Annotated in this window: 18 protein-coding genes and 1 pseudogene; 9 read left to right on the top strand and 10 right to left on the bottom strand. The window is 66.8% G+C overall.

Annotated features, from left to right (window positions below; genetic code table 11):
- Positions 1 to 32 precede the first annotated feature (32 nt).
- Positions 33 to 1151, bottom strand: a complete 1119-nt coding sequence (locus ACLP9N_RS18485; protein ID WP_442408779.1) for an MBL fold metallo-hydrolase — start codon at positions 1149 to 1151, stop codon at positions 33 to 35.
- 6 nt (positions 1152 to 1157) lie between these two features.
- On the bottom strand, positions 1158 to 1889 hold the full coding sequence (locus tag ACLP9N_RS18480; protein WP_442408778.1) for an enoyl-CoA hydratase: 732 nt from the start codon (positions 1887 to 1889) through the stop codon (positions 1158 to 1160).
- Between the two features lie 37 nt (positions 1890 to 1926).
- On the opposite strand from ACLP9N_RS18480, the gene ACLP9N_RS18475 reads away from it, so the two are divergent.
- On the top strand, positions 1927 to 3435 hold the full coding sequence (locus ACLP9N_RS18475; protein WP_442408777.1) for a carboxyl transferase domain-containing protein: 1509 nt from the start codon (positions 1927 to 1929) through the stop codon (positions 3433 to 3435).
- A gap of 11 nt (positions 3436 to 3446) precedes the next feature.
- Here the strand turns inward: ACLP9N_RS18475 and ACLP9N_RS18470 are convergent, their stop codons facing one another.
- Positions 3447 to 4007: a TetR/AcrR family transcriptional regulator gene (locus ACLP9N_RS18470; protein WP_442408776.1), complete on the bottom strand. Its 561-nt coding sequence runs from the start codon at positions 4005 to 4007 to the stop codon at positions 3447 to 3449.
- A gap of 105 nt (positions 4008 to 4112) precedes the next feature.
- Between ACLP9N_RS18470 and ACLP9N_RS18465 the strand changes: the two genes are divergently transcribed.
- Genes ACLP9N_RS18465 through ACLP9N_RS18455 form a run of 3 tightly spaced genes read left to right on the top strand, consistent with a single transcriptional unit; the run spans position 4113 to position 7359 of the window.
- On the top strand, positions 4113 to 5252 hold the full coding sequence (locus ACLP9N_RS18465; protein ID WP_442408775.1) for an FAD-dependent monooxygenase: 1140 nt from the start codon (positions 4113 to 4115) through the stop codon (positions 5250 to 5252).
- 59 nt (positions 5253 to 5311) lie between these two features.
- Positions 5312 to 6022: a two-component system response regulator PrrA gene (gene prrA, locus ACLP9N_RS18460; protein ID WP_442408774.1), complete on the top strand. Its 711-nt coding sequence runs from the start codon at positions 5312 to 5314 to the stop codon at positions 6020 to 6022.
- A complete protein-coding gene (locus ACLP9N_RS18455) occupies positions 6019 to 7359 on the top strand; it encodes a HAMP domain-containing sensor histidine kinase (RefSeq protein ID WP_442408773.1) in 1341 nt (446 codons plus the stop codon). Before prrA ends, ACLP9N_RS18455 begins: the two co-directional genes overlap by 4 nt.
- A 6-nt stretch (positions 7360 to 7365) precedes the next feature.
- Here the strand turns inward: ACLP9N_RS18455 and arfC are convergent, their stop codons facing one another.
- The 3 genes and pseudogenes from arfC to arfA all read right to left on the bottom strand — a co-directional run bounded on the left by arfC (position 7366) and on the right by arfA (position 8954).
- Positions 7366 to 7905, bottom strand: coding sequence for a channel accessory protein ArfC, sunset domain variant (gene arfC, locus ACLP9N_RS18450; protein WP_442408781.1), 540 nt, complete (start codon positions 7903 to 7905; stop codon positions 7366 to 7368).
- 5 nt (positions 7906 to 7910) lie between these two features.
- Positions 7911 to 7994, bottom strand: a pseudogene (gene arfB / locus ACLP9N_RS18445) (channel accessory protein ArfB); the annotation flags it as partial.
- Between the two features lie 12 nt (positions 7995 to 8006).
- Positions 8007 to 8954, bottom strand: a complete 948-nt coding sequence (arfA, locus tag ACLP9N_RS18440; protein WP_442408772.1) for a channel-forming protein ArfA/OmpATb — start codon at positions 8952 to 8954, stop codon at positions 8007 to 8009.
- Between the two features lie 80 nt (positions 8955 to 9034).
- Between arfA and ACLP9N_RS18435 the strand changes: the two genes are divergently transcribed.
- Positions 9035 to 9289, top strand: coding sequence for a DUF2630 family protein (locus tag ACLP9N_RS18435; protein WP_442408771.1), 255 nt, complete (start codon positions 9035 to 9037; stop codon positions 9287 to 9289).
- A gap of 2 nt (positions 9290 to 9291) precedes the next feature.
- Positions 9292 to 10878 (top strand): phytoene desaturase family protein, encoded by a 1587-nt coding sequence (locus tag ACLP9N_RS18430; protein WP_442408770.1) that lies wholly within the window; start codon positions 9292 to 9294, stop codon positions 10876 to 10878.
- Here ACLP9N_RS18430 and ACLP9N_RS18425 read toward each other — a convergent pair.
- Positions 10854 to 12149 (bottom strand): citrate synthase, encoded by a 1296-nt coding sequence (locus ACLP9N_RS18425; RefSeq protein WP_442408769.1) that lies wholly within the window; start codon positions 12147 to 12149, stop codon positions 10854 to 10856. The genes ACLP9N_RS18430 and ACLP9N_RS18425 overlap by 25 nt on opposite strands.
- Positions 12150 to 12621: 472 nt before the next feature.
- Between ACLP9N_RS18425 and ACLP9N_RS18420 the strand changes: the two genes are divergently transcribed.
- Positions 12622 to 13134: a DUF2505 domain-containing protein gene (locus tag ACLP9N_RS18420; protein WP_442408768.1), complete on the top strand. Its 513-nt coding sequence runs from the start codon at positions 12622 to 12624 to the stop codon at positions 13132 to 13134.
- A 20-nt stretch (positions 13135 to 13154) separates the two neighbouring features.
- Here ACLP9N_RS18420 and pdxH read toward each other — a convergent pair whose 3' ends face one another.
- Complete coding sequence (gene pdxH, locus ACLP9N_RS18415; protein ID WP_442408780.1) at positions 13155 to 13781, bottom strand: pyridoxamine 5'-phosphate oxidase; 627 nt, start codon at positions 13779 to 13781, stop codon at positions 13155 to 13157.
- Positions 13782 to 13908: 127 nt separating this feature from the next.
- Here pdxH and ACLP9N_RS18410 point away from each other — a divergent pair, with 127 nt between their 5' ends.
- Together ACLP9N_RS18410 and ACLP9N_RS18405 are read left to right on the top strand one after the other, a co-directional pair.
- Positions 13909 to 15030 carry a citrate synthase 2 gene (locus ACLP9N_RS18410; RefSeq protein ID WP_442408767.1) on the top strand — a complete coding sequence of 374 codons (1122 nt, stop codon included), beginning with the start codon at positions 13909 to 13911 and terminating at the stop codon, positions 15028 to 15030.
- 137 nt (positions 15031 to 15167) lie between these two features.
- Complete coding sequence (locus ACLP9N_RS18405; RefSeq protein WP_442408766.1) at positions 15168 to 15620, top strand: VOC family protein; 453 nt, start codon at positions 15168 to 15170, stop codon at positions 15618 to 15620.
- On the opposite strand, the gene ACLP9N_RS18400 is transcribed toward ACLP9N_RS18405, so the two are convergent.
- A complete protein-coding gene (locus ACLP9N_RS18400; RefSeq protein WP_442408765.1) occupies positions 15606 to 17288 on the bottom strand; it encodes an FAD-dependent oxidoreductase in 1683 nt (560 codons plus the stop codon). The genes ACLP9N_RS18405 and ACLP9N_RS18400 overlap by 15 nt on opposite strands.
- Positions 17289 to 17306: 18 nt before the next feature.
- A complete protein-coding gene (locus ACLP9N_RS18395; RefSeq protein WP_442408764.1) occupies positions 17307 to 18353 on the bottom strand; it encodes an AurF N-oxygenase family protein in 1047 nt (348 codons plus the stop codon).
- Between the last annotated feature and the right edge of the window lie 195 nt (positions 18354 to 18548).

Raw genomic sequence — 18548 nt, 5'->3', positions numbered from 1 at the left:
CGGCGTGTCGGGGGCTTTTGCGTCTGCTCGCCCTAGAGCCGCCACCACGGGTTGAACCGCAACGGCCCGGCCGGATCGATCCGCTGACCAGGCAAAGGCACGGCCACCTGGACTTGGGCGGGCTCGGCCGCGGCAAGCACCCGCTCCACCGGCTCGGCCCACGGGTGCGGCGCCAGCCGGAAGGTGCCCCAGTGGATGGGGACCAAAAGCCCTGAGCCGGAGTCGGTGACGTCCAGGTGCGCCCGCACCGCCTCCTCGGGGTTCATGTGAATGTCCGGCCACGCGGTGTTGTAGGCGCCGATGGGCAGCAGCGTCACGTCGAACGGTCCGTGGTCCGCGCCGATCTGCGCGAAGCTCTTGGTGTAGCCCGTGTCGCCGCCGAAATAGGCGCGATGCGAAGGGCCGATCAACGCCCACGACGCCCACAGCGTGTTGTTGCGGCTGAAAAAGCGTCCCGAGAAGTGCCGCGCCGGCATACAGACCACGGTGAGCTTGTCGACCTGTGCGCTCTGGTTCCAGTCGAGTTCGACGATGCGATGCTCGGGGATGCCCCACGCCCGAAGGTGGGCGCCGATGCCGAGCGGCACGAAGAACGGGGCCCGCTGGGTGCGAGCCAGCGCCATCACGGTGTCGATGTCGAGATGGTCGTAGTGGTCATGGCTGATGATCACCGCGTCGACGGCGGGCAGGCCTTCCAGCTGTACCGGCGGAGGGTGCAGTCGCTGCGGGCCGACGATGTCCGACGGCGAGCAGCGGTCACTCCACACCGGATCGGTAAGCACCCGGTAACCGTCGATTTCCACCAATGCCGTCGAATGACCGAACCAGCTGACAGCAAGCCGGCTGGCGTCACCCCGATAGATCTCCGGCGCTGCCAACGGGATCGGCTTTTTGGGGCGGCTTCCACTGCGGGGACCGAGCAACTCCCAGATGATGAGCCGCCATTCCTCGCGATCCATGAGGTACACCGTGGCCGGGTCGAGGTTTTCGAAGACGCCGTCGTGGTAGTTCGGAGACCCCTCCGCGACAGCGCGGATCGACGCGGGATCACCACCGATCGCGGCTACCGAACCGTGCAGCGCCCGCAGCAGCCACCCACCGACGGCCACCGAGGCCGTGCCCGTGGCAACTCGCAGCGCTGAGCGCAGCATGACCCCCTAAGCCCCCCGGAACCTCGGCGGCCGCTTCTCCACCCGGGCGACCTGCGCCTCGATGACATCCTGGCTGCCCCAGGCCTTGTCGAAGAGTTCCTTGTGCTCCGGCCACTGCTCCTCCATGGAGCCGTCGTCGTTGAGTACCCGCTTGGCGTGCTGTATCGCCAGCGGCGCCAGTCCGGCGATCTCGGCGGCCCAGGCCTGTGCGTCGGCCAGGGTCCCGATCCGGTTGGCCATCCCGGTATGCAGTGCCGTCTCGGCGGTCAGCTTCTCCGCGGTCAGCAGCATCGCGCGGGCGCGCCCATGGCCGACCAGTGATGACAGTCGTCGGATGCTCCAGTTATCAAGGGCCAGACCGTATTTCGAAGTCGGAAACTGAAAGAACGCCTCCGGTGCGACGACCCGCAGATCGCATCGCATCGCCAACTGCAAACCAGCGCCGATGGCCGGGCCGTTGATAAATCCGATCACCGGTATCAAAGCCGCGTCCATGACCTTGTGTAGCTCGATGAGCCGGTCGGGATAGTCGGCGGCGAACGCGTCTCCGCTCAGGTCCGCCCCGGCGCAGAACACCGTGCCCTGGCCGGCCAGCACGATGACGCGGACGTCCTCCGTGCTGGCTTTCTGGAAAGCCTCCCGCAGTTCGTCGACAAGCTGAGAATTCAGGGCGTTGCGCCGTTCGGGGCGCTGCAGCTCGATCGTCATGACTGCTTCGGCCCGGGTGACACCGATCATGGGAGCCAGGATATAGATCCTCCAATAACCTCGAAGGGTGAGTCGTATCACGACTGATCAACTGCGGGATGCGGTGCTCGACGAGGGCTCTTTCGTCAGCTGGGACACCGACCCGCTCGCGGTGCCGATGAGCGAGTCCTACGCACGCGAGTTGGCCGAAGCCCAGCGCGCCACCGGCCGAGACGAATCTGTGCTGACCGGCGAGGGACGCGTATGCGGACGCCGGGTGGCGGTGCTGGTCTGTGAGTTCGACTTCCTCGCCGGGTCGATCGGGTTGGCGGCCGCCGAACGGATCACCGCCGCAGTGCAGCGCGCCACGGCCGAGCGGCTGCCGCTGCTGGCGTCGCCGAGCTCGGGCGGCACCCGCATGCAAGAGGGCACAGTGGCGTTTCTGCAGATGGTGAAGATCGCCGCGGCCGTGCGACTGCACAAACAGGCGCACTTGCCCTACCTGGTGTACTTGCGCAACCCCACCACCGGCGGGGTTTTCGCGTCGTGGGGCTCGCTGGGCCATGTCACCTTCGCCGAGCCGGGTGCGCTGATCGGCTTTCTCGGACCGCGGGTCTATGAGCTGCTCTACGGCGAACCATTCCCGGCCGGCGTCCAGACCGCGGAGAATCTGCAGCGACACGGGGTGATCGACGCCGTCGTCCCGCTCGAGAAGCTGCGACAGACGCTGGACCGTGCGCTGACGGTGATCGCCGACGTTCCCGAGCCGCCACCAGCGCCGCAGGCGCCCGAACCGGTGCCCGATGTGCCGGCCTGGGACTCAGTGCTGGCGTCGCGACGGGCTGACCGGCCGGGTGTCGGGCTGCTGTTGCGGCACGGCGCCACCGACCAGGTGCTGTTGTCCGGTACCGGGCAGGGCGAGGCCGCGACCACGCTGCTGGCGCTGGCACGATTTACCGGCCAGCCGGCGGTGGTCCTCGGCCAGCAGCGAGGTGCCGGCGGGTTGGAAGAGACCCGGGTGGGTCCCGCGTCGCTGCGCGAGGCACGACGCGGCATGGCGCTGGCCGCCGAGCTGCGCTTGCCGCTGGTGCTGGTGATCGACACCGCCGGTCCGGCATTGTCGGCGGAAGCCGAACAGGGCGGGTTGGCCGGCCAGATCGCCCAGTGCCTGGCTGAGCTGGTCACGCTGGATACCCCGACGGTGTCGGTGCTGCTGGGCCAGGGCAGCGGCGGGCCGGCGCTGGCGATGGTGCCCGCCGACCGGGTGCTGGCCGCGTTACACGGGTGGCTGGCGCCGCTTCCGCCGGAGGGCGCCAGCGCGATCGTCTTCCGCGACACCGATCATGCCGCCGAACTGGCTGCGGCCCAAGGCATTCGGTCGGCCGACCTGTTGAGATCCGGGATTGTCGATGCCATCGTGCCCGAGCATCCCGACGCTGCCGACGAGCCGGCCGAATTCTCGCAACGCCTGTCGGCCGCCATCGCCGCCGAGGTCCACGCCCTGCGTGCGATCCCCGCTGACGAACGCATCGCCGCGCGGTTGCAGCGCTACCGCAGCATCGGCTTGCCCACCGCGAGCAGACGCAACAGCCCCTAATCGAGGCCGATTTAGGGGGCTTTTGCGACTGCTCGCCCCGCCAGGTAGCGCTGGATCGTCGGGCCCAGCCACTCGACGACCTCATCGCGGCTCATCTCGACGACGGGCGGCAGCCGTAACACGAAGCGGCACAACGCCATACCAAGGACCTGCGTGGCGATCAGCCCGGCCCGCACGCCGGCCTCCGTAGCCGGCACGAAAGAGGCGACCAACGGCTGCAACTGGGTCCCGAAGATCTCCTGCATCCGTTGTGCCGCCTCGGCGTTGGTGGCGCTGGACCGCAACAGGATCACAAGTCCCTCGTCCTCCCAGCGTTCGAGGAAATGCCGCACCAGTGACCGCCCGACCTGCGTCGGGTCGGTCCCCGCGAAATCGGGAAAGTTCAGATCGAACTCGGCCGCAGCGGCGAACAGCTTGTCCTTGCTGCCGTAGTAGCGCATCACCATCGCTGGGTCCACCCTGGCGTCCGCGGCGATCGCCCGGATCGTGGCAGCCTGGAAACCGGATGCGCCGAACCGCTCGCGGGCCGCGGCCAGGATGACGGCCTTGGTTTCATCCGACGATCTCCTCATGTCAACAAGTGTAGGCCAACAGCTGTTGACATCACCTCATAGGCGCGCCAGCATGGACTTATGCCAACAAGCGTTGACTAACCCCAGCACAGAGAGGAACGCACCATGAACGACACCGACGTCCTGGTGGTAGGCGCCGGCCCCACCGGCCTCACGCTGGCTGCTTCCCTGATCGCCCAGGGAAATCGGGCGGTCGTGGTCGACAAGCTGCCTGAGGGCCAGAACACCTCCCGCGCGGCCGCCGTGAACGCCCGCACCCTGGAGGTGCTCGAGGACCTCGACGTAGCCCGGCGAATGGTGAAGGCCGGGCTCATTGCACAGCGATTCACCATGCGGCAAGGACCACGCATCCTGATGCCCGTCGACTTCAGCCAGTTGCCGACCGAGCATCCGTACACGCTGATGCTCTCGCAGGCCGACACCGAGCGGCTGCTGCTGGAGCGACTGCACGAACTGGGCGGTGACGTCCAAAGGCCCAAGACCCTGAGCCGCATCACCCAGGACGCGACCGGCGTCACGGCCACCTTCGACGACGGCGAAACCATCAGGGCCAGCTATGCCGTCGGCGCCGACGGCATGCACAGCACGGTTCGCGAACAGGCCGGAATCGGTTTCGCCGGAGGCGAATTCGCCGAATCCTTCGCGCTCGCCGACGTTCGGGTGTCCGGCGAGGCGCCACGCGACCAGGTGATCCTGTTCTACGCCGACAATGGCTTCAATGTGCTCGCGCCGCTGCCCGACGACATCTTCCGCATCGTCGCGCCGACGCCGGACGCACCGTCGGAGCCGTCCGCGGGATTCGTGCAGTCGCTGCTGGACACCCGGGCCTTCGGGCCGGGACAGACGAAGGTCACCGAGCTGCTGTGGGGTACGCGGTTCCACATCCACCACCGCGTCGCCGAGCGTTACCGGGCCGGTCGACTACTGCTGGCCGGCGACGCCGCCCATGTGCACAGCCCCGCCGGCGGCCAGGGCATGAACCTCGGCATCTCCGACGCCATCGCATTGGCCGAAGCGCTCTCCGACGTCTTGCACGGCGGCCCCGAGACCGCGTTGGACGCCTACGGGTCGTCCCAACGGGAACGCGCCCAGCAGGTGCTGAAGCTGACCGGGCGCCTGACCCGCATCGCCACGCTGCCGCGCCCGTTGCGTCCGATCCGCAACTCGGCGATGCGGCTGGCCGCTCGGGTTCCCGCCGTGCGACGCCAGTTGGCGTTCCAGTTGAGCGGCCTGGTCTACCGGTGACCTAACCGGCTGCGACCCGGCGGGTGACCTCCCACCCCCACAGGCAAACATCCGGCAAAATGGGCGGCATGGACACTGGTTCCGCCTCACCTCGCGTGTTGGTCGTCGACGATGACGCCGACGTGCTCGCCTCGCTGGAACGCGGCCTGCGGCTTTCCGGATTCGAGGTGTCGACCGCCGTCGACGGCGCCGAGGCTTTGCGCAGCGCCACCGAGACCCGGCCGGACGCGATCGTGCTCGACATCAACATGCCCGTGCTGGACGGCGTCAGCGTGGTCACGGCACTGAGAGCCATGGACAACGACGTCCCGGTCTGCGTGCTCAGCGCGCGCAGCTCGGTCGACGACCGCGTGGCGGGCCTGGAGGCCGGTGCCGACGACTACCTGGTCAAACCCTTCGTGCTCGCCGAACTGGTCGCGCGGGTCAAGGCGCTGCTGCGCCGCCGCGGCTCCACAGCGACGTCCTCCTCGGAGACCATCACGGTCGGCCCGCTGGAAGTCGACATCCCCGGTCGTCGGGCCCGGGTCAACGGCGTCGACGTCGACCTGACCAAGCGGGAATTCGACTTGCTGGCGGTCCTTGCCGAGCACAAGACCGCGGTGCTGTCCCGCGCGCAACTGCTCGAGCTGGTCTGGGGCTACGACTTCGCCGCCGACACCAACGTCGTCGACGTGTTCATCGGCTACCTGCGCCGCAAGCTGGAGGCCAACGGCGGTCCCAGGCTGCTGCACACCGTCCGCGGCGTAGGGTTCGTGCTGCGTATGCAATGAACATCCTGTCGCGGATCTTCGCCCGTACGCCCTCGCTGCGGACCCGGGTGGTGGTGGCGACGGCCATCGGCGCGGCGATCCCGGTGCTCATCGTCGGCACAGTGGTCTGGGTAGGGATCACCAACGACCGCAAGGAGCGGCTGGACCGCCGGCTCGACGAGGCCGCCGGTTTCGCGATCCCGTTCGTGCCGCGCGGCCTCGACGAAATTCCCCGCTCGCCCAACGACCAGGACGCCCTCATCACGGTCCGGCGCGGCGGCCTGGTCAAGTCAAATTCCGATGTCACGCTGCCCAGGCTGCAAGCCGACTACGCCGACACCTATGTCCGCGGGGTGCGCTACCGGGTGCGCACGGTGGAGATCCCGGGTCCGGAGCCGACGTCGATGGCCGTGGGCGCGACGTATGACGCCACCATCGCCGAAACCAACAACCTGCACCGCCGCGTGCTGCTGATCTGCGGATTCGCCATCGGCGCGGCGGCAGTGTTCGCTTGGCTGCTGGCCGCCTTCGCGGTGCGCCCGTTCAAACAGCTCGCCCAGCAGACCCGATCAATCGAGGCCGGGGACGAGGCACCGCGCGTCGAGGTGCACGGCGCCAGCGAAGCCGTCGAGATCGCCGAGGCGATGCGGGGCATGCTGCAGCGCATCTGGGATGCGCAGAACCGGACCATGGAGGCGCTGGCCTCCGCCCGCGACTTCGCGGCGGTGTCCTCCCATGAGCTGCGCACTCCGCTGACGGCAATGCGCACCAACCTCGAGGTGCTCGCCACCCTGGACATGCCCGAGGACCAGCGCAAGGAAGTGCTCCACGACGTGATCCGCACCCAGTCGCGGATCGAGGCCACGCTCAGCGCGCTGGAACGGCTGGCCCAGGGCGAACTGTCGACGTCCGACGACCACGTACCGGTCGACATCACCGAGCTGCTCGACCGCGCCGCCCACGACGCCATGCGGATCTACCCCGACCTCGATGTCTCGCTGGTGCCGTCGCCAACCTGCATCATCGTCGGGTTGCCGGCCGGATTGCGCCTCGCCGTCGACAACGCGATCGCCAACGCCGTCAAACACGGCGGCGCGACGCGGGTCCAGCTGTCGGCGGTCAGCTCGCGCGACGGGGTGGAAATCGCGGTGGACGACAACGGCAGCGGAGTGCCCGAAGACGAGCGCCACGTGGTGTTCGAGCGATTCTCCCGCGGATCGACGGCCTCGCATTCGGGGTCGGGTCTGGGACTGGCGTTGGTGGCCCAGCAAGCCCACCTGCACGGCGGGACGGCCTCGCTGGAAAACAGCCCATTGGGCGGCGCGCGGCTACTGCTGGACCTTCCCGCCCCGAGCTAACCGCCCCTACTTCCTCGAGCTCTTGCGCCACGGCGTGAAATAGGCCCGTATCGCGGATTCCTCGTCCTTGAACCAGACCTGCGCCACGGTCCGCTCGTACGTCGCGTCGTCGGGGGTGTAGTAGAGCCTGGTGTCCGAGCGGCCCTTGACAAGCCATCCCGCCGGTCCGGCGCCTTCGGCGCCCGCGCGCGCCGAGCCCGGGCCGTACGGCGCAAATGGCACCGTTGGGATCTTCGTCGTCGGCGTCTCTTTCACCACGGGGATCTTCGTGGTCGGCGCCTCTTTCGTGACGGGAATCTTCTGAGTCGGCGTCTCTTTCGCGACCGGAATCTTCGTGGTCGGCGGTTCCTTCGCGACACGGATCTTCGTCGTCGGCGCCTCTTTCGGGACACGGATCTTCGTCGTCGGCGGTTCCTCGGCGACGCGGATCTTCGTCGTCGGCGACTCGGACTCCACCGCCGGCCTGCCCGTCTTCAGCAGCGTGAACGTCAGCCCCAACCCGAGGAAAAAGGACAACGCGAACAGCCACCAGTGCACGTGCTGCATCACCGCGCGACCCTCGCGATCGCCCAGGCAACCGCGGACCCCACCATAAATGCCAGCAGGTACCACAACCACTGGATCACGAAGTCCATGCCGAATTCTCCTTAGCTGACCACGATTTCGACGCGGCGATTCTTGGCGCGACCATCGGGCGTGTCGTTACTGGCGACCGGGTTGATCGAACCTAGGCCACGGACCACGAGGTGATCGCGGGCAACGCCATGGGCAACGAGGAAATCGGCGACCGTGTTGCCCCGCTGGGAACTCAACGGAATGTTGATGCCTTCGGTGCCCGTATTGTCGGTGTAGCCGTTGATCGTGGTGTGCGCGTTCGGGCACGCCTTGAGCTTGTCTGCGACCTGGCTCAGAATCTGGTCGTCGGCCCGGGTCAGGCTGAACCCGTCGGCCGCAAAGGTAACGGGCCCGCCCGTCACGGCATCGATGGCCGCTTGCAGGTTGTCGCACGGGCCAGGGGCCGGGGGGCCGGGTGGCGGAACCGGCCCGTTAACCACAAGGTGATCAACGACATTCAGGTTCGACCAGGTGTGCGTGGCGGCCTGGTCGATCGTGTTCTTCTGGTCCGTCGATGCGGCGGTTCCGGCCAAGGTGACGGTGTCCACGTTGACCGTGAGGTTGAAATCGGTGATCGACGCGCTGTCGGTGAAAATCGGCCCTGCGTTTGAGAAATCGAGCGCGTCGACACTCGGGTCGATCTTGATTTGGTCAATGACGTTGACTCCCGGGCCCAGTGCGCCTTTGAGCGATTTCATCAGCGCCGCTTTGGCGGAGTCATCGGGAAAATCGCCGCTGAGCGTTATGTTCTTGCCATTGCGGCTAATTGAAAGCGGCGCCAGGGATAACTTCGGCGCACCAGGCTTGTTCGACGGCGTGGCCGAGGGCGCCGCGCCGCCTGGCCCGGCACCAGACCGGGGGTGGTCGTAGGCTCCATAGCCGATTGCCGCTATCAGCAACGGTATAACCACCAAGCCAATTAGCCAGGCAAGGCCACGCGACCGCACACGCGGCGCTCGCCATGACCCGAAACCCACCATTCGCTCCCTCCGGTGCTGCGGCGATATGCAGCCTACCGAGTCGCCAGCGCGGTACGGCTCAACTCGGGCACACTAGAGCAATGAGCAAACCGACCGACAGCGACACCCTGGCACGCATCCGCGACTTGGTCGCCGAGGAGAAAGACCTGCGGGCGCAGCTGCAGCACCGCGACATCACCGAGTCGGAGGAACATGACCGCCTGCGCCGCGTCGAGACCGAACTCGACCAGTGCTGGGACCTGTTGCGGCAGCGTCGGGCATTGCGTGACACCGGCGGCGACCCGCGCGAGGCGGCGGTGCGGCCGGGTGACCAGGTCGAGGGCTACCTGGGCTGAAAATGGCCGGCTCGCGTGCTTCTGACGCGCGGGATTTCGATGCCGTCGATGTCGTCATCGTTGGCGGCGGGCACAACGGCCTGGTCGCGGCCGGCTACCTGGCCCGCGCGGGTCTGCGGGTCCGGTTGCTGGAGCGGCTGGGCCACGTCGGCGGGGCCGCGGTGTCGGCACAGGCCTTCGACGGTGTCGACGTCCGCGTGTCGCGGTATTCATATCTGGTCAGCTTGCTGCCGCCGCGCATCGTCGAGGACCTGGGCGCAGCGGTGCGGTTGGCCCAGCGCCCGTTTTCGTCCTACACCCCCGATCCGGCCACAGCCGGTCGCACCGGACTGCTCGTCGGGTCGCACGCCGCACCCGCGTTAGCCGCGGTCGGCGCGGCCGGCGATGAGCGCGGATTCGCCGAGTTCTACCGGCGCTGCCGACTGGTGACCGACAGACTCTGGCCCACGCTGCTCGAACCGCTGCTCACCCGCGAGCAGGCCCGGCGGCGCGTTCTGATAGGTCCCGACGCGGCGGCAGCGTGGCACGCAATTACCGATGAGCCGATCGGGCGCGCCATCGCCGACGCGGTGCGCAACGACCTGGTCCGCGGTGTGATCGCCACCGACGCGCTGATCGGCACCTTCGCTCGCCTCGACGATCCGTCCCTGCGGCAGAACATCTGCTTCCTGTATCACGTGCTCGGCGGGGACTGGAACGTGCCCGTGGGCGGGATGGGCTCGGTGACCGCGGCCCTAGCCGCCGCCGCTGTGGGCCACGGCGCCGAAATAACCACAGGTGCAGACGTTTACGCCGTGAACCCGGACGGCGAAGTGCACTACCGCAGCGGCGACGACGAGCACCGCATCCGGGGCCGGTTCGTTCTGGCCGGCGTCACGCCCGCGGTCTTGGCCGGCCTGTTGGGCGAACGGCCCCCGGCATTCGCGCAGGGCTCGCAGGTCAAGGTCAACATGGTGCTGCGCCGACTGCCTCGCTTGCACGACAACAGCGTCACCGCCGAACAGGCATTCGCCGGGACGTTCCACATCAACGAGACGTGGACCCAACTGGATACGGCGTACTCACAGGCGGCCGCGGGACAGTTACCGAATCCGTTGCCCTGCGAGGCCTACTGCCATTCGCTGACCGACCCGAGCATCCTGTCGGCTGCGCTGCGCGACTCCGGCGCGCACACGATGACGGTGTTCGGCCTGCACACACCGCACTCGCTGATCACCGAATCAGACACCCAACGCCTCACCGAGTCTGTGCTGAGGTCGCTGAATTCCGTTCTGGCCGAACCGATTCAGGATGTGCTGCTCACCGACGCGCACGGTCGGCCGTGCATCGAGACAACGACCACCGCCGACTTGCAGCGCAGACTGCAGATGACCGAAGGCAACATCTTCCACGGCGCACTGTCGTGGCCGTTCGCCGACGACGACGACCCGCTGGACACCCCTGCGCGCCGATGGGGAGTGGCTACCGGTCACGAGCGAATCATGCTGTGCGGCTCGGGCGCCCGCCGCGGCGGGGCGGTGTCGGGAATCGGCGGCCACAACGCCGCGCTGGCGGTGCTGGCTTCCTACCGCGCGTCTATGGTGACGTAGTCCCGCTCCGTGTAGCCGGTGTAGATCTGGCGCGGACGGCCGATCTTGCTGTCGCTGTTGTCGTGCATCTCACGCCAGTGCGCGATCCAACCGGGCAGCCGGCCCAACGCGAACAGCACGGTGAACATCCGGGTCGGGAACCCGAGGGCCCGGTAGATCAGGCCCGTGTAGAAGTCGACGTTGGGGTAGAGCTTGCGCTCGATGAAGTAGTCGTCGGTCAGCGCCGCCTCTTCGAGTTCCTTGGCGATATCCAGCAGATCGTCGTCGCCGCCGAGCTTGGCCAGGATCTTGTCGGCTTGTTCCTTGACGATGCGGGCGCGCGGGTCGTAGTTCTTGTAGACGCGGTGGCCGAATCCCATCAACTTGACGCCGGCCTCGCGGTTCTTCACTTTCCGGACGAATTCGCTGACATCGTCGTCGCTCTCCCGAATCTGCTCGAGCATCTCGAGCACCGCCTGGTTGGCCCCGCCGTGCAGCGGGCCCCATAGCGCGTTGATGCCGCCCGAGATCGAGGTGAACAGGTTGGCTTGTGACGACCCCACCAACCGCACGGTCGACGTCGAGCAGTTCTGCTCGTGGTCAGCGTGCAAGATCAGCAGCATGTCCAGCGCCCGCACCACCTCGGGGTCGGCCTCGTAGGGCTCGGCGGGCAGCCCGAACGTCATCCGCAGGAAGTTCTCCACCAGCGACAGCGAGTTGTCCGGGTAGAGGAACGGCTGACCGATCGACTTCTTGTAGGCATAGGCAGCGATGGTGGGCAGCTTGGCCAGCAGACGAATCGTCGACAGCTCGACCTGTTCGCTGTCGGCGGGGTCCAGCGAATCCGGGTAGTACGCCGAGAGCGCGTTGACCGTGCTGGACAGCACCGGCATCGGGTGGGCGTTGCGCGGGAAACCGTCGAAGAACCGCTTGAGGTCCTCGTGCAGCATCGTGTGCAGCTGGATCCGGCGGGTGAAGTCAGCCAGCTGCTCGGTGCTGGGCAGCTCGCCGTAGATCAACAGGTAGCTGACCTCGATGAACGTCGACTTCTCGGCGAGCTGGTCGATCGGAATGCCGCGGTAACGCAGGATGCCGGCGTCGCCGTTGATGTAGGTGATGGAGCTCTTGCACGCGGCGGTGTTGACGAAGCCGTTGTCGAACGTGGTGAGGCCGGTCTTGGCCAAAAGCGAGCCGAGCGCAATGCCGTCGTTTCCGTCGGTCGCGCGCACGATCTGCAGGTCAATCTCGCCCCCCGGGTACCCGAGTTTGGCGGTGTCGTCGGTGTCGGCCACGAGAACCCCTTTGCGCTCTGGCTGATATGGCTGCCCGCACGAAGTGCGTACTGCTGAAGGTAGTCGTTATCGCGACGGCGCGCCTGCCCGGGGTCGGGTCCGGAGCGACTTCAGCGAGGGCGCGACGCGAGTTCCGGGCGCCCATGCATTGCAGGTGCGGCGGCTTTACTAGATCTTGACCGTGTATTGAATTGCACCACCGACGATGGCTGACATGAGTACTGTTCCATCGGTGGAACTGGGGGCTTTGGGACCTCAGCATCCAGATCGAGGCGGTGCATCGGTCCCATACGCCGTAAGGGCGACGACGGCTCCGATTGTCGAAGGCGACCGAGTCGACGGCTGCTGCGAGGTATTCGATGATGCAGACATCGACACCGCCCTTGCCCGTTTCGAAGTACTGCACCCGCAGGGGCCACGAGGGCGAGCGCTCACGGCTGACTCTTAGTTCGCTTTGCAAGAATGGATCATTATGCCGAGTTCATTCGACGTCGTGACCGAATCGCCCGCCAGCGTTGAGCAGATTCACGCGGCATTCGGCCGCGAAGACTACTGGCTGGCGCGCATCGAGCCCGGCGCCGCCATCACCACGCTGGATTCTCTGACCGTCGACGCCGACGGCACGGTGAAGGTGCACGTCACCCAGCGCGTGGGTCGTCAGCTACTGCCCGGGCCAGTAGCCAAACTCATTCCCACCGAGCTGAAAATGTTCCACGTTGAGACGTGGCGACCGGTCGGCGATGGCCAGGTTCGCGGGCAGGTCACAATCTCGGCTTCGCCCGGCTTGGGATCGGGCGGTGCCGAAGCGTGGCTGGAACCCGTGGGCAATGGCTCGCAAGGCTCGCAACTGCGCTGCGCCGTGAAAGTGCAGGTCAAAATCCCGTTGTTGGGCGGCAAATTCGAAAAGACCATCGGAGACGGTTTGGCGGAGAGCATCCCTGAGATGCAGCGCTTCACCGCCAAATGGATCGCCGAAAATGCATGACCTTGGGCTGCTAGCGCGGATTAAGGCTGCAGACGCTCCACCTGTCCGCCGACGACCCGTATCCGGTTGTGCACCCGGTTTTCCCGGCCCTGCCAGAACTCCACCACCTCGGGCGCGATGAGGTAGCCGCCCCAGTTCGGCGGCACCGGGACGCTCTCCGAGTCGGCAAAGCGCGCCGTCACCTCCCCCAGCTGCTCAAGCAACGCCGCACGCGACGCGATCGGCTGCGACTGGTGCGACGCCCACGCACCCAGCTGTGAGCCGCGCGGCCGCTTGGACCAGTAGTCCTCGGTGGCCTGGGGATCGACCTTGCTCACCGGGCCGCGGATGTGGACCTGCCGCCCCAGCTGAAACCAGGGGAAAGTCGCCGAGGCGTACGGCGTCGCCGCCAGCTCATCCCCTTTGGCCGAGTCGTAGTTGGTGAAGAAAGTGATCCCGGTCCCATCGACGCTCTTGCACAACACCGATCGGCTCACCGGCCTGCCCGCGGCGACGGTCGCCAGCACGAACGCGTTGGGCTCCGACACACCGGCCCGTTCGGCGTCGTCAATCCACCTGCGAAACAACGCAAGCCAACCGCCGTCGAGCCAATCCGCGTCGAGATCGGGGCTGCGGTCCTTCTCGATGGATCCATACTCCACCCGCATCCCCGCGAGGTGCTCTGCCGGGTGGTCGTTGTCTGATACCGCCATTGCGCCGACGCTACCTGGGAGCTACCCAGCGTTGCTACCGGCCGGTAGCGTCGGCCCGAGGGTGGGGTGCGAGAATTTTCCCATGACTGTGGTCCCGGAAAATTTCGTCGCCGGCCTGGAGGGCGTGGTGGCCTTCACCACCGAAATCGCCGAACCGGACAAAGATGGCGGCGCGCTGCGCTACCGCGGCGTTGACATCGAGGATCTGGTGAGTCAGCAGATCACTTTTGGCGACGTGTGGGCACTGCTGGTCGACGGCAGATTCGGCCACGGGCTGCCGCCGGCCGAGCCGTTCCCGCTGCCGATCCACACCGGTGATGTGCGCGTCGATGTGCAGGCGGGCTTGGCGATGCTGGCGCCCATCTGGGGATACAAGCCGCTGCTGGACACCGACGAGGCCACCGCCCGCGATCAGCTGGCCCGGGCGTCGGTGATGGCACTGTCCTACGTCGCGCAGTCCGCACGCGGCATCTACCAGCCAGCGGTCCCGCAGCGCGTGATCGACGAATGCTCAACGGTGACAGCACGATTCATGACCCGCTGGCAGGGCGAGCCGGACCCCAAGCACGTCGAGGCCATCGATGCCTACTGGGTGTCGGCCGCCGAGCACGGCATGAACGCCTCGACGTTCACCGCACGGGTGATCGCCTCGACGGGCGCGGACGTAGCGGCGGCGCTGTCCGGGGCGATCGGGGCCATGAGCGGGCCGCTGCACGGCGGCGCGCCGGCCCGGGTGTTGCCGATGCTCGAAGAGGTCGAGCGCACCGGCGACGCCCGCGGCCTGGTCAAGGGGATCCTGGACCGCCACGAGAAGCTGATGGGATTCGGCCACCGGGTCTATCGTGCGGAGGACCCGCGGGCGCGCGTGCTCCGGGCCGCCGCCCAGCGACTGGGCGCACCGCGCTACGAGGTCGCGGTCGCCGTCGAGCAAGCCGCCCTGTCAGAACTGCGGGAACGCCGTCCGGATCGAGCCATCGAGACCAACGTCGAGTTTTGGGCCGCGGTAATCCTGGACTTCGCCCGGGTGCCGGCCAACATGATGCCGGCCATGTTCACCTGCGGACGCACCGCGGGGTGGTGCGCTCACATTCTCGAGCAGAAGCGACTCGGCAAGCTGGTGCGCCCGTCGGCCATCTATGTCGGGCCGAGTCCGCGCAGCCCCGAATCGGTCGAAGGCTGGGACCGGGTTCTCACCAACGCCTGAGACCCATCCGTTTGTCGGCGGGCCGCGTTTAGATGGACCCGTATGGACCCGCGCGATGACTTTTCGTCGTGCGCGCGGTCAATACCCGTGAGCCCGGGTCAAGGCTGTCCCGGGAGGCCGACAACAAGGAGACCCTTATGGCGATCAACGTCGAACCCGCACTGTCCCCGCACCTCGTCGTCGACAATGCCGCTGCGGCGATCGACTTCTACGTCAAGGCTTTTGACGCCGTCGAACTGGGCCGTGTTCCCCGCCCCGACGGCAAGCTGGTCCACGCTGCGCTGCGCATCAACGGCTCCAGCGTGATGCTCAACGACGATTTCCCGGAGACGTGTGGCGGCAAGTCGATGACGCCGACGTCGCTGGGCGGAACTCCGGTCACCATCCATCTGACCGTCGACGACGTCGACACCAAGTTCCAGCGGGCGATCGACGCGGGCGCCACCGTAGTGGCCGAGCTGACAGACCAGTTCTGGGGAGACCGCTACGGCATGGTCGCCGACCCGTTCGGCCACCACTGGTCGATGGGACAGCCGGTGCGCGAGGTCAGCATGGAAGAGATCCAGGCGGCGATGTCAGCCGCTGGCTAGGCGGTCACGCAGCCGGCGTCGCAGAGGCGGCGTCGGGGCGGTGGCCGCGGCCGCCAGCATGTCGGTCACGTCGGTGAACTTGTTGCGCGGCCGGCCCTCGTCGGCGCCGCGCGCAATCTCTGCTGCGTCGATGGCACGCCACCCCGCCGAGTCGACGGCGTCAGGCTGCCGAGCGTGCACCAGCTTGGTCAGCGCCGTCGGTTTGTCCACCGGGTCGGTCAGCTTGCCGGCGTTGAAGTCGGCGACCAGGGCCTGAACGGTCTGCAAAGAACACGACTTGTTGGTGCCGATGAAGCCGGTCGGTCCGCGCTTGATCCACCCCGCGACGTACGCGCCGGCCACCGGCGCGCCGGAACGCGGGGCGACGACGCGGCCGCCCTCGTTGGTGACTACGGCCGCCGCCTCGTCGAAAGGGAGATCGCGAATCGGCTTGCCGCGGTAGCCAATCGACGTGAGCACCAGGCCCGCGTCGAGCCGGCGCACCTCCTCGGTGCCGGTGACCGAGAACTCCACGCCGGTGACGCACTGCTGCCCCAGGACGCTCTTTGGCGTGAGCTGATATGCCAACCGGATTCTGGGAGCGGGCGCCGAAGCGCCGCCGAGCTTGCTCAAGATCTCCAGCTTGCTGCGGGTCAATTCGTCCGACACGATCGCGAGATCGTTTTCCACCAGCTTGTGGTCGTCGGCGTCGAGCACGACGTCGCGCGCGCTGGTCAGCCCGATCAGCTCGGGCAGCGTGAACGCCGAGTGGGCGGGCCCGCGCCGGGCGGCGATCACCACCTCGCGGACCGCTGAGCCGCGGAACACTTCCAGTGCACGGTCGGAGATGTCGGTGCGGGCCAGGTCGTTGGGGTCGGCGGTGAGCACGCGGGCCACATCGAGGGCGACGTTGCCGTTGCCGACGACCACGACGCGTTCGTGGCTGAGATCGATGGGCAGATCCGCAAAGTCGGGATGTCCGTTGATCCACGCGACCAACTCGGTGGCGGTTGCGGTGCCCGGCAGACCCATCCCCTCGATGTCCAGCCGGCGATCGTCCGGCGCACCGACCGCGTACAGCACGGCGTGATGGTGAGCCAACAGGTCGGCGTGGCTCAGGTGCTTGCCGATCTGCACGTTGAGATAGAACCGGAAGTGGCGATGACGGCTGACCCGGTCGAAGAGCCGGGTGACCCTCTTGGTGTTCTGGTGATCGGGAGCCACCCCGGCACGCACCAAACCATAAGGGGTAGGTAGTTTCTCGAAGACATTGACCCGCACGCCATGCTGGGTGAGCAGCTCATCGGCGGCATACATCGCCGCCGGGCCGGACCCGACAATTGCCACGGTCAGCGGCTGGCGGCGGACACGCACCTCGGCGGCCGGGATCACCGGAGCCAGCTTCGACGTCGGCGGAAGCTTCACGTCCGCGGGCCGCTCCGGATAGAACGACGCGTTGACCTCGACGAACGGCAGCTGTTTGGAGTCCAGCCGATTGTCGGGCGCGATCGCACCGACCGGGCAGGCGCCCACACAGGCGCCGCAGTCCACGCAAGCCACCGGATCGATGTAGAGCATCTCCGCTGTCGCGAAGCCAGGCTCGTCGGGCGTCGGGTGAATGCAGTTCACCGGACACGCGAAGACACAGGACCCGTCGTTACAGCACGACTGGGTAATGACATGCGGCATAAAGGAACTCGCAGTAGGTTAAGCGGCCGGCGCGGCGGCCAGGTGTTGGCGCTGCGGCTCGCTGCGGTAGCGCGACGGCTTGCCGTAGATCTTGCACATCCGCCACACCAGCTTTGCGATCGGATTCATCAACCCGGTGTCGTAGGCCAGCATCCGGACGTCGGCGAACATATCGCGCAACCACTTTCGAGAATCCGCCGACCCGAAGAACAGCTCCTTCTTGACCTCCCGCGGGATGTCGAACTTCACCCAGAACTCCTTGGGCGGCACCAAGATCGCTCGGCACAGCCGCCACATCGTCAGCGGGAGGTAGATCGAGACCAGGAACCGCTTCATCGGGGTCAACTGCGGCAATCGCTTACGCAGGAACTCGTGGGCGAAGGAGATGTGCCGCGCCTCCTCGGCCACGTGAATGACCATTACTCGCTCCATGATCGGGTGCAGCGACTTGCCCTCGCGCAGAACATTTTTCTGTGTGTGGTCGATGGGTTCCTCGCCGGCGAGCACCCCGATGAAAAACGCCACCGGCAACGGACCGGCCACCAGTGGCACCAGCGGCGAACTCCAGCGCAGCTTGCGGGGCATTCCCGGAACGTCCGCGCCGATGCGGTTGATCATCTCCTGGAACATCATGGTGTGGTTGCACTCTTCGACCGATTCGTGCAAGCAGTACCGATATTCCGGCGACCCGTTAGGCACCCAGAACGTGTAGTTCATCAGACCGCGGATCAGGATGGACTCAAAGTGCAGTCCAACCTTGGCCACGTTGGCCTGACGCCACATGCCGATTTCGATCTTGCGTTCGTCCGACTGGGCCAAATACCAGGGGTGCCGGCCCAGCGGGTCGGTCGTCGGCAGGATCCACCGGGGGTCGTTATCGGTGACAGCGAACTCCGGCGAGTCCCAATCGATATCGGTGTACGGGTTGAAGTTTCGCCGCACAGACCCCTCGGACAGTGTGGCAAGCATGTCCACATATTCAGCGTCGTCGCGTACCTCCATATTGCGGCGCCAACGCTGAACCATGCGCGTCCTGGCCTTCACAGCAGCCTTCGTGCCAGCCATAGCATCCTCCCCAAACGAGGTTGACGTCCGGACGTATGCAGAACACGGTACCGCCGGTACTGGGAATCCGCCAGGCCTCGGCTTGACTCATGGAAACTGCCCGCGAAACGCCTTCGGTGCCTCACGTAAGAATGCCCGCGAAATGGTGACTGTCGTGAGGCATGGGAAGTGGGTTGTCGATGACGTCTCGCGCGG

The sequence above is a fragment of the Mycobacterium sp. genome (assembly GCF_052144515.1).
GTDB lineage: Bacteria > Actinomycetota > Actinomycetes > Mycobacteriales > Mycobacteriaceae > Mycobacterium.
This window is presented reverse-complemented; position numbering and strand designations above follow the sequence as displayed.

What these genes read in the sequence shown, in the direction of transcription:
- ACLP9N_RS18485 (WP_442408779.1), bottom strand. Translation starts at nt 1,151, where the DNA reads ATGCTGCGCTCAGCGCTGCGAGTTGCCACGGGCACGGCCTCGGTGGCC.
- ACLP9N_RS18480 (WP_442408778.1), bottom strand. Translation starts at nt 1,889, where the DNA reads ATGATCGGTGTCACCCGGGCCGAAGCAGTCATGACGATCGAGCTGCAG.
- ACLP9N_RS18470 (WP_442408776.1), bottom strand. Translation starts at nt 4,007, where the DNA reads ATGAGGAGATCGTCGGATGAAACCAAGGCCGTCATCCTGGCCGCGGCC.
- ACLP9N_RS18465 (WP_442408775.1), top strand. Translation starts at nt 4,113, where the DNA reads ATGAACGACACCGACGTCCTGGTGGTAGGCGCCGGCCCCACCGGCCTC.
- prrA (WP_442408774.1), top strand. Translation starts at nt 5,312, where the DNA reads ATGGGCGGCATGGACACTGGTTCCGCCTCACCTCGCGTGTTGGTCGTC.
- ACLP9N_RS18455 (WP_442408773.1), top strand. Translation starts at nt 6,019, where the DNA reads ATGAACATCCTGTCGCGGATCTTCGCCCGTACGCCCTCGCTGCGGACC.
- arfC (WP_442408781.1), bottom strand. Translation starts at nt 7,905, where the DNA reads ATGCAGCACGTGCACTGGTGGCTGTTCGCGTTGTCCTTTTTCCTCGGG.
- arfA (WP_442408772.1), bottom strand. Translation starts at nt 8,954, where the DNA reads ATGGTGGGTTTCGGGTCATGGCGAGCGCCGCGTGTGCGGTCGCGTGGC.
- ACLP9N_RS18435 (WP_442408771.1), top strand. Translation starts at nt 9,035, where the DNA reads ATGAGCAAACCGACCGACAGCGACACCCTGGCACGCATCCGCGACTTG.
- ACLP9N_RS18430 (WP_442408770.1), top strand. Translation starts at nt 9,292, where the DNA reads ATGGCCGGCTCGCGTGCTTCTGACGCGCGGGATTTCGATGCCGTCGAT.
- ACLP9N_RS18420 (WP_442408768.1), top strand. Translation starts at nt 12,622, where the DNA reads ATGCCGAGTTCATTCGACGTCGTGACCGAATCGCCCGCCAGCGTTGAG.
- pdxH (WP_442408780.1), bottom strand. Translation starts at nt 13,781, where the DNA reads ATGCGGGTGGAGTATGGATCCATCGAGAAGGACCGCAGCCCCGATCTC.
- ACLP9N_RS18410 (WP_442408767.1), top strand. Translation starts at nt 13,909, where the DNA reads ATGACTGTGGTCCCGGAAAATTTCGTCGCCGGCCTGGAGGGCGTGGTG.
- ACLP9N_RS18405 (WP_442408766.1), top strand. Translation starts at nt 15,168, where the DNA reads ATGGCGATCAACGTCGAACCCGCACTGTCCCCGCACCTCGTCGTCGAC.
- ACLP9N_RS18400 (WP_442408765.1), bottom strand. Translation starts at nt 17,288, where the DNA reads ATGCCGCATGTCATTACCCAGTCGTGCTGTAACGACGGGTCCTGTGTC.
- ACLP9N_RS18395 (WP_442408764.1), bottom strand. Translation starts at nt 18,353, where the DNA reads ATGGCTGGCACGAAGGCTGCTGTGAAGGCCAGGACGCGCATGGTTCAG.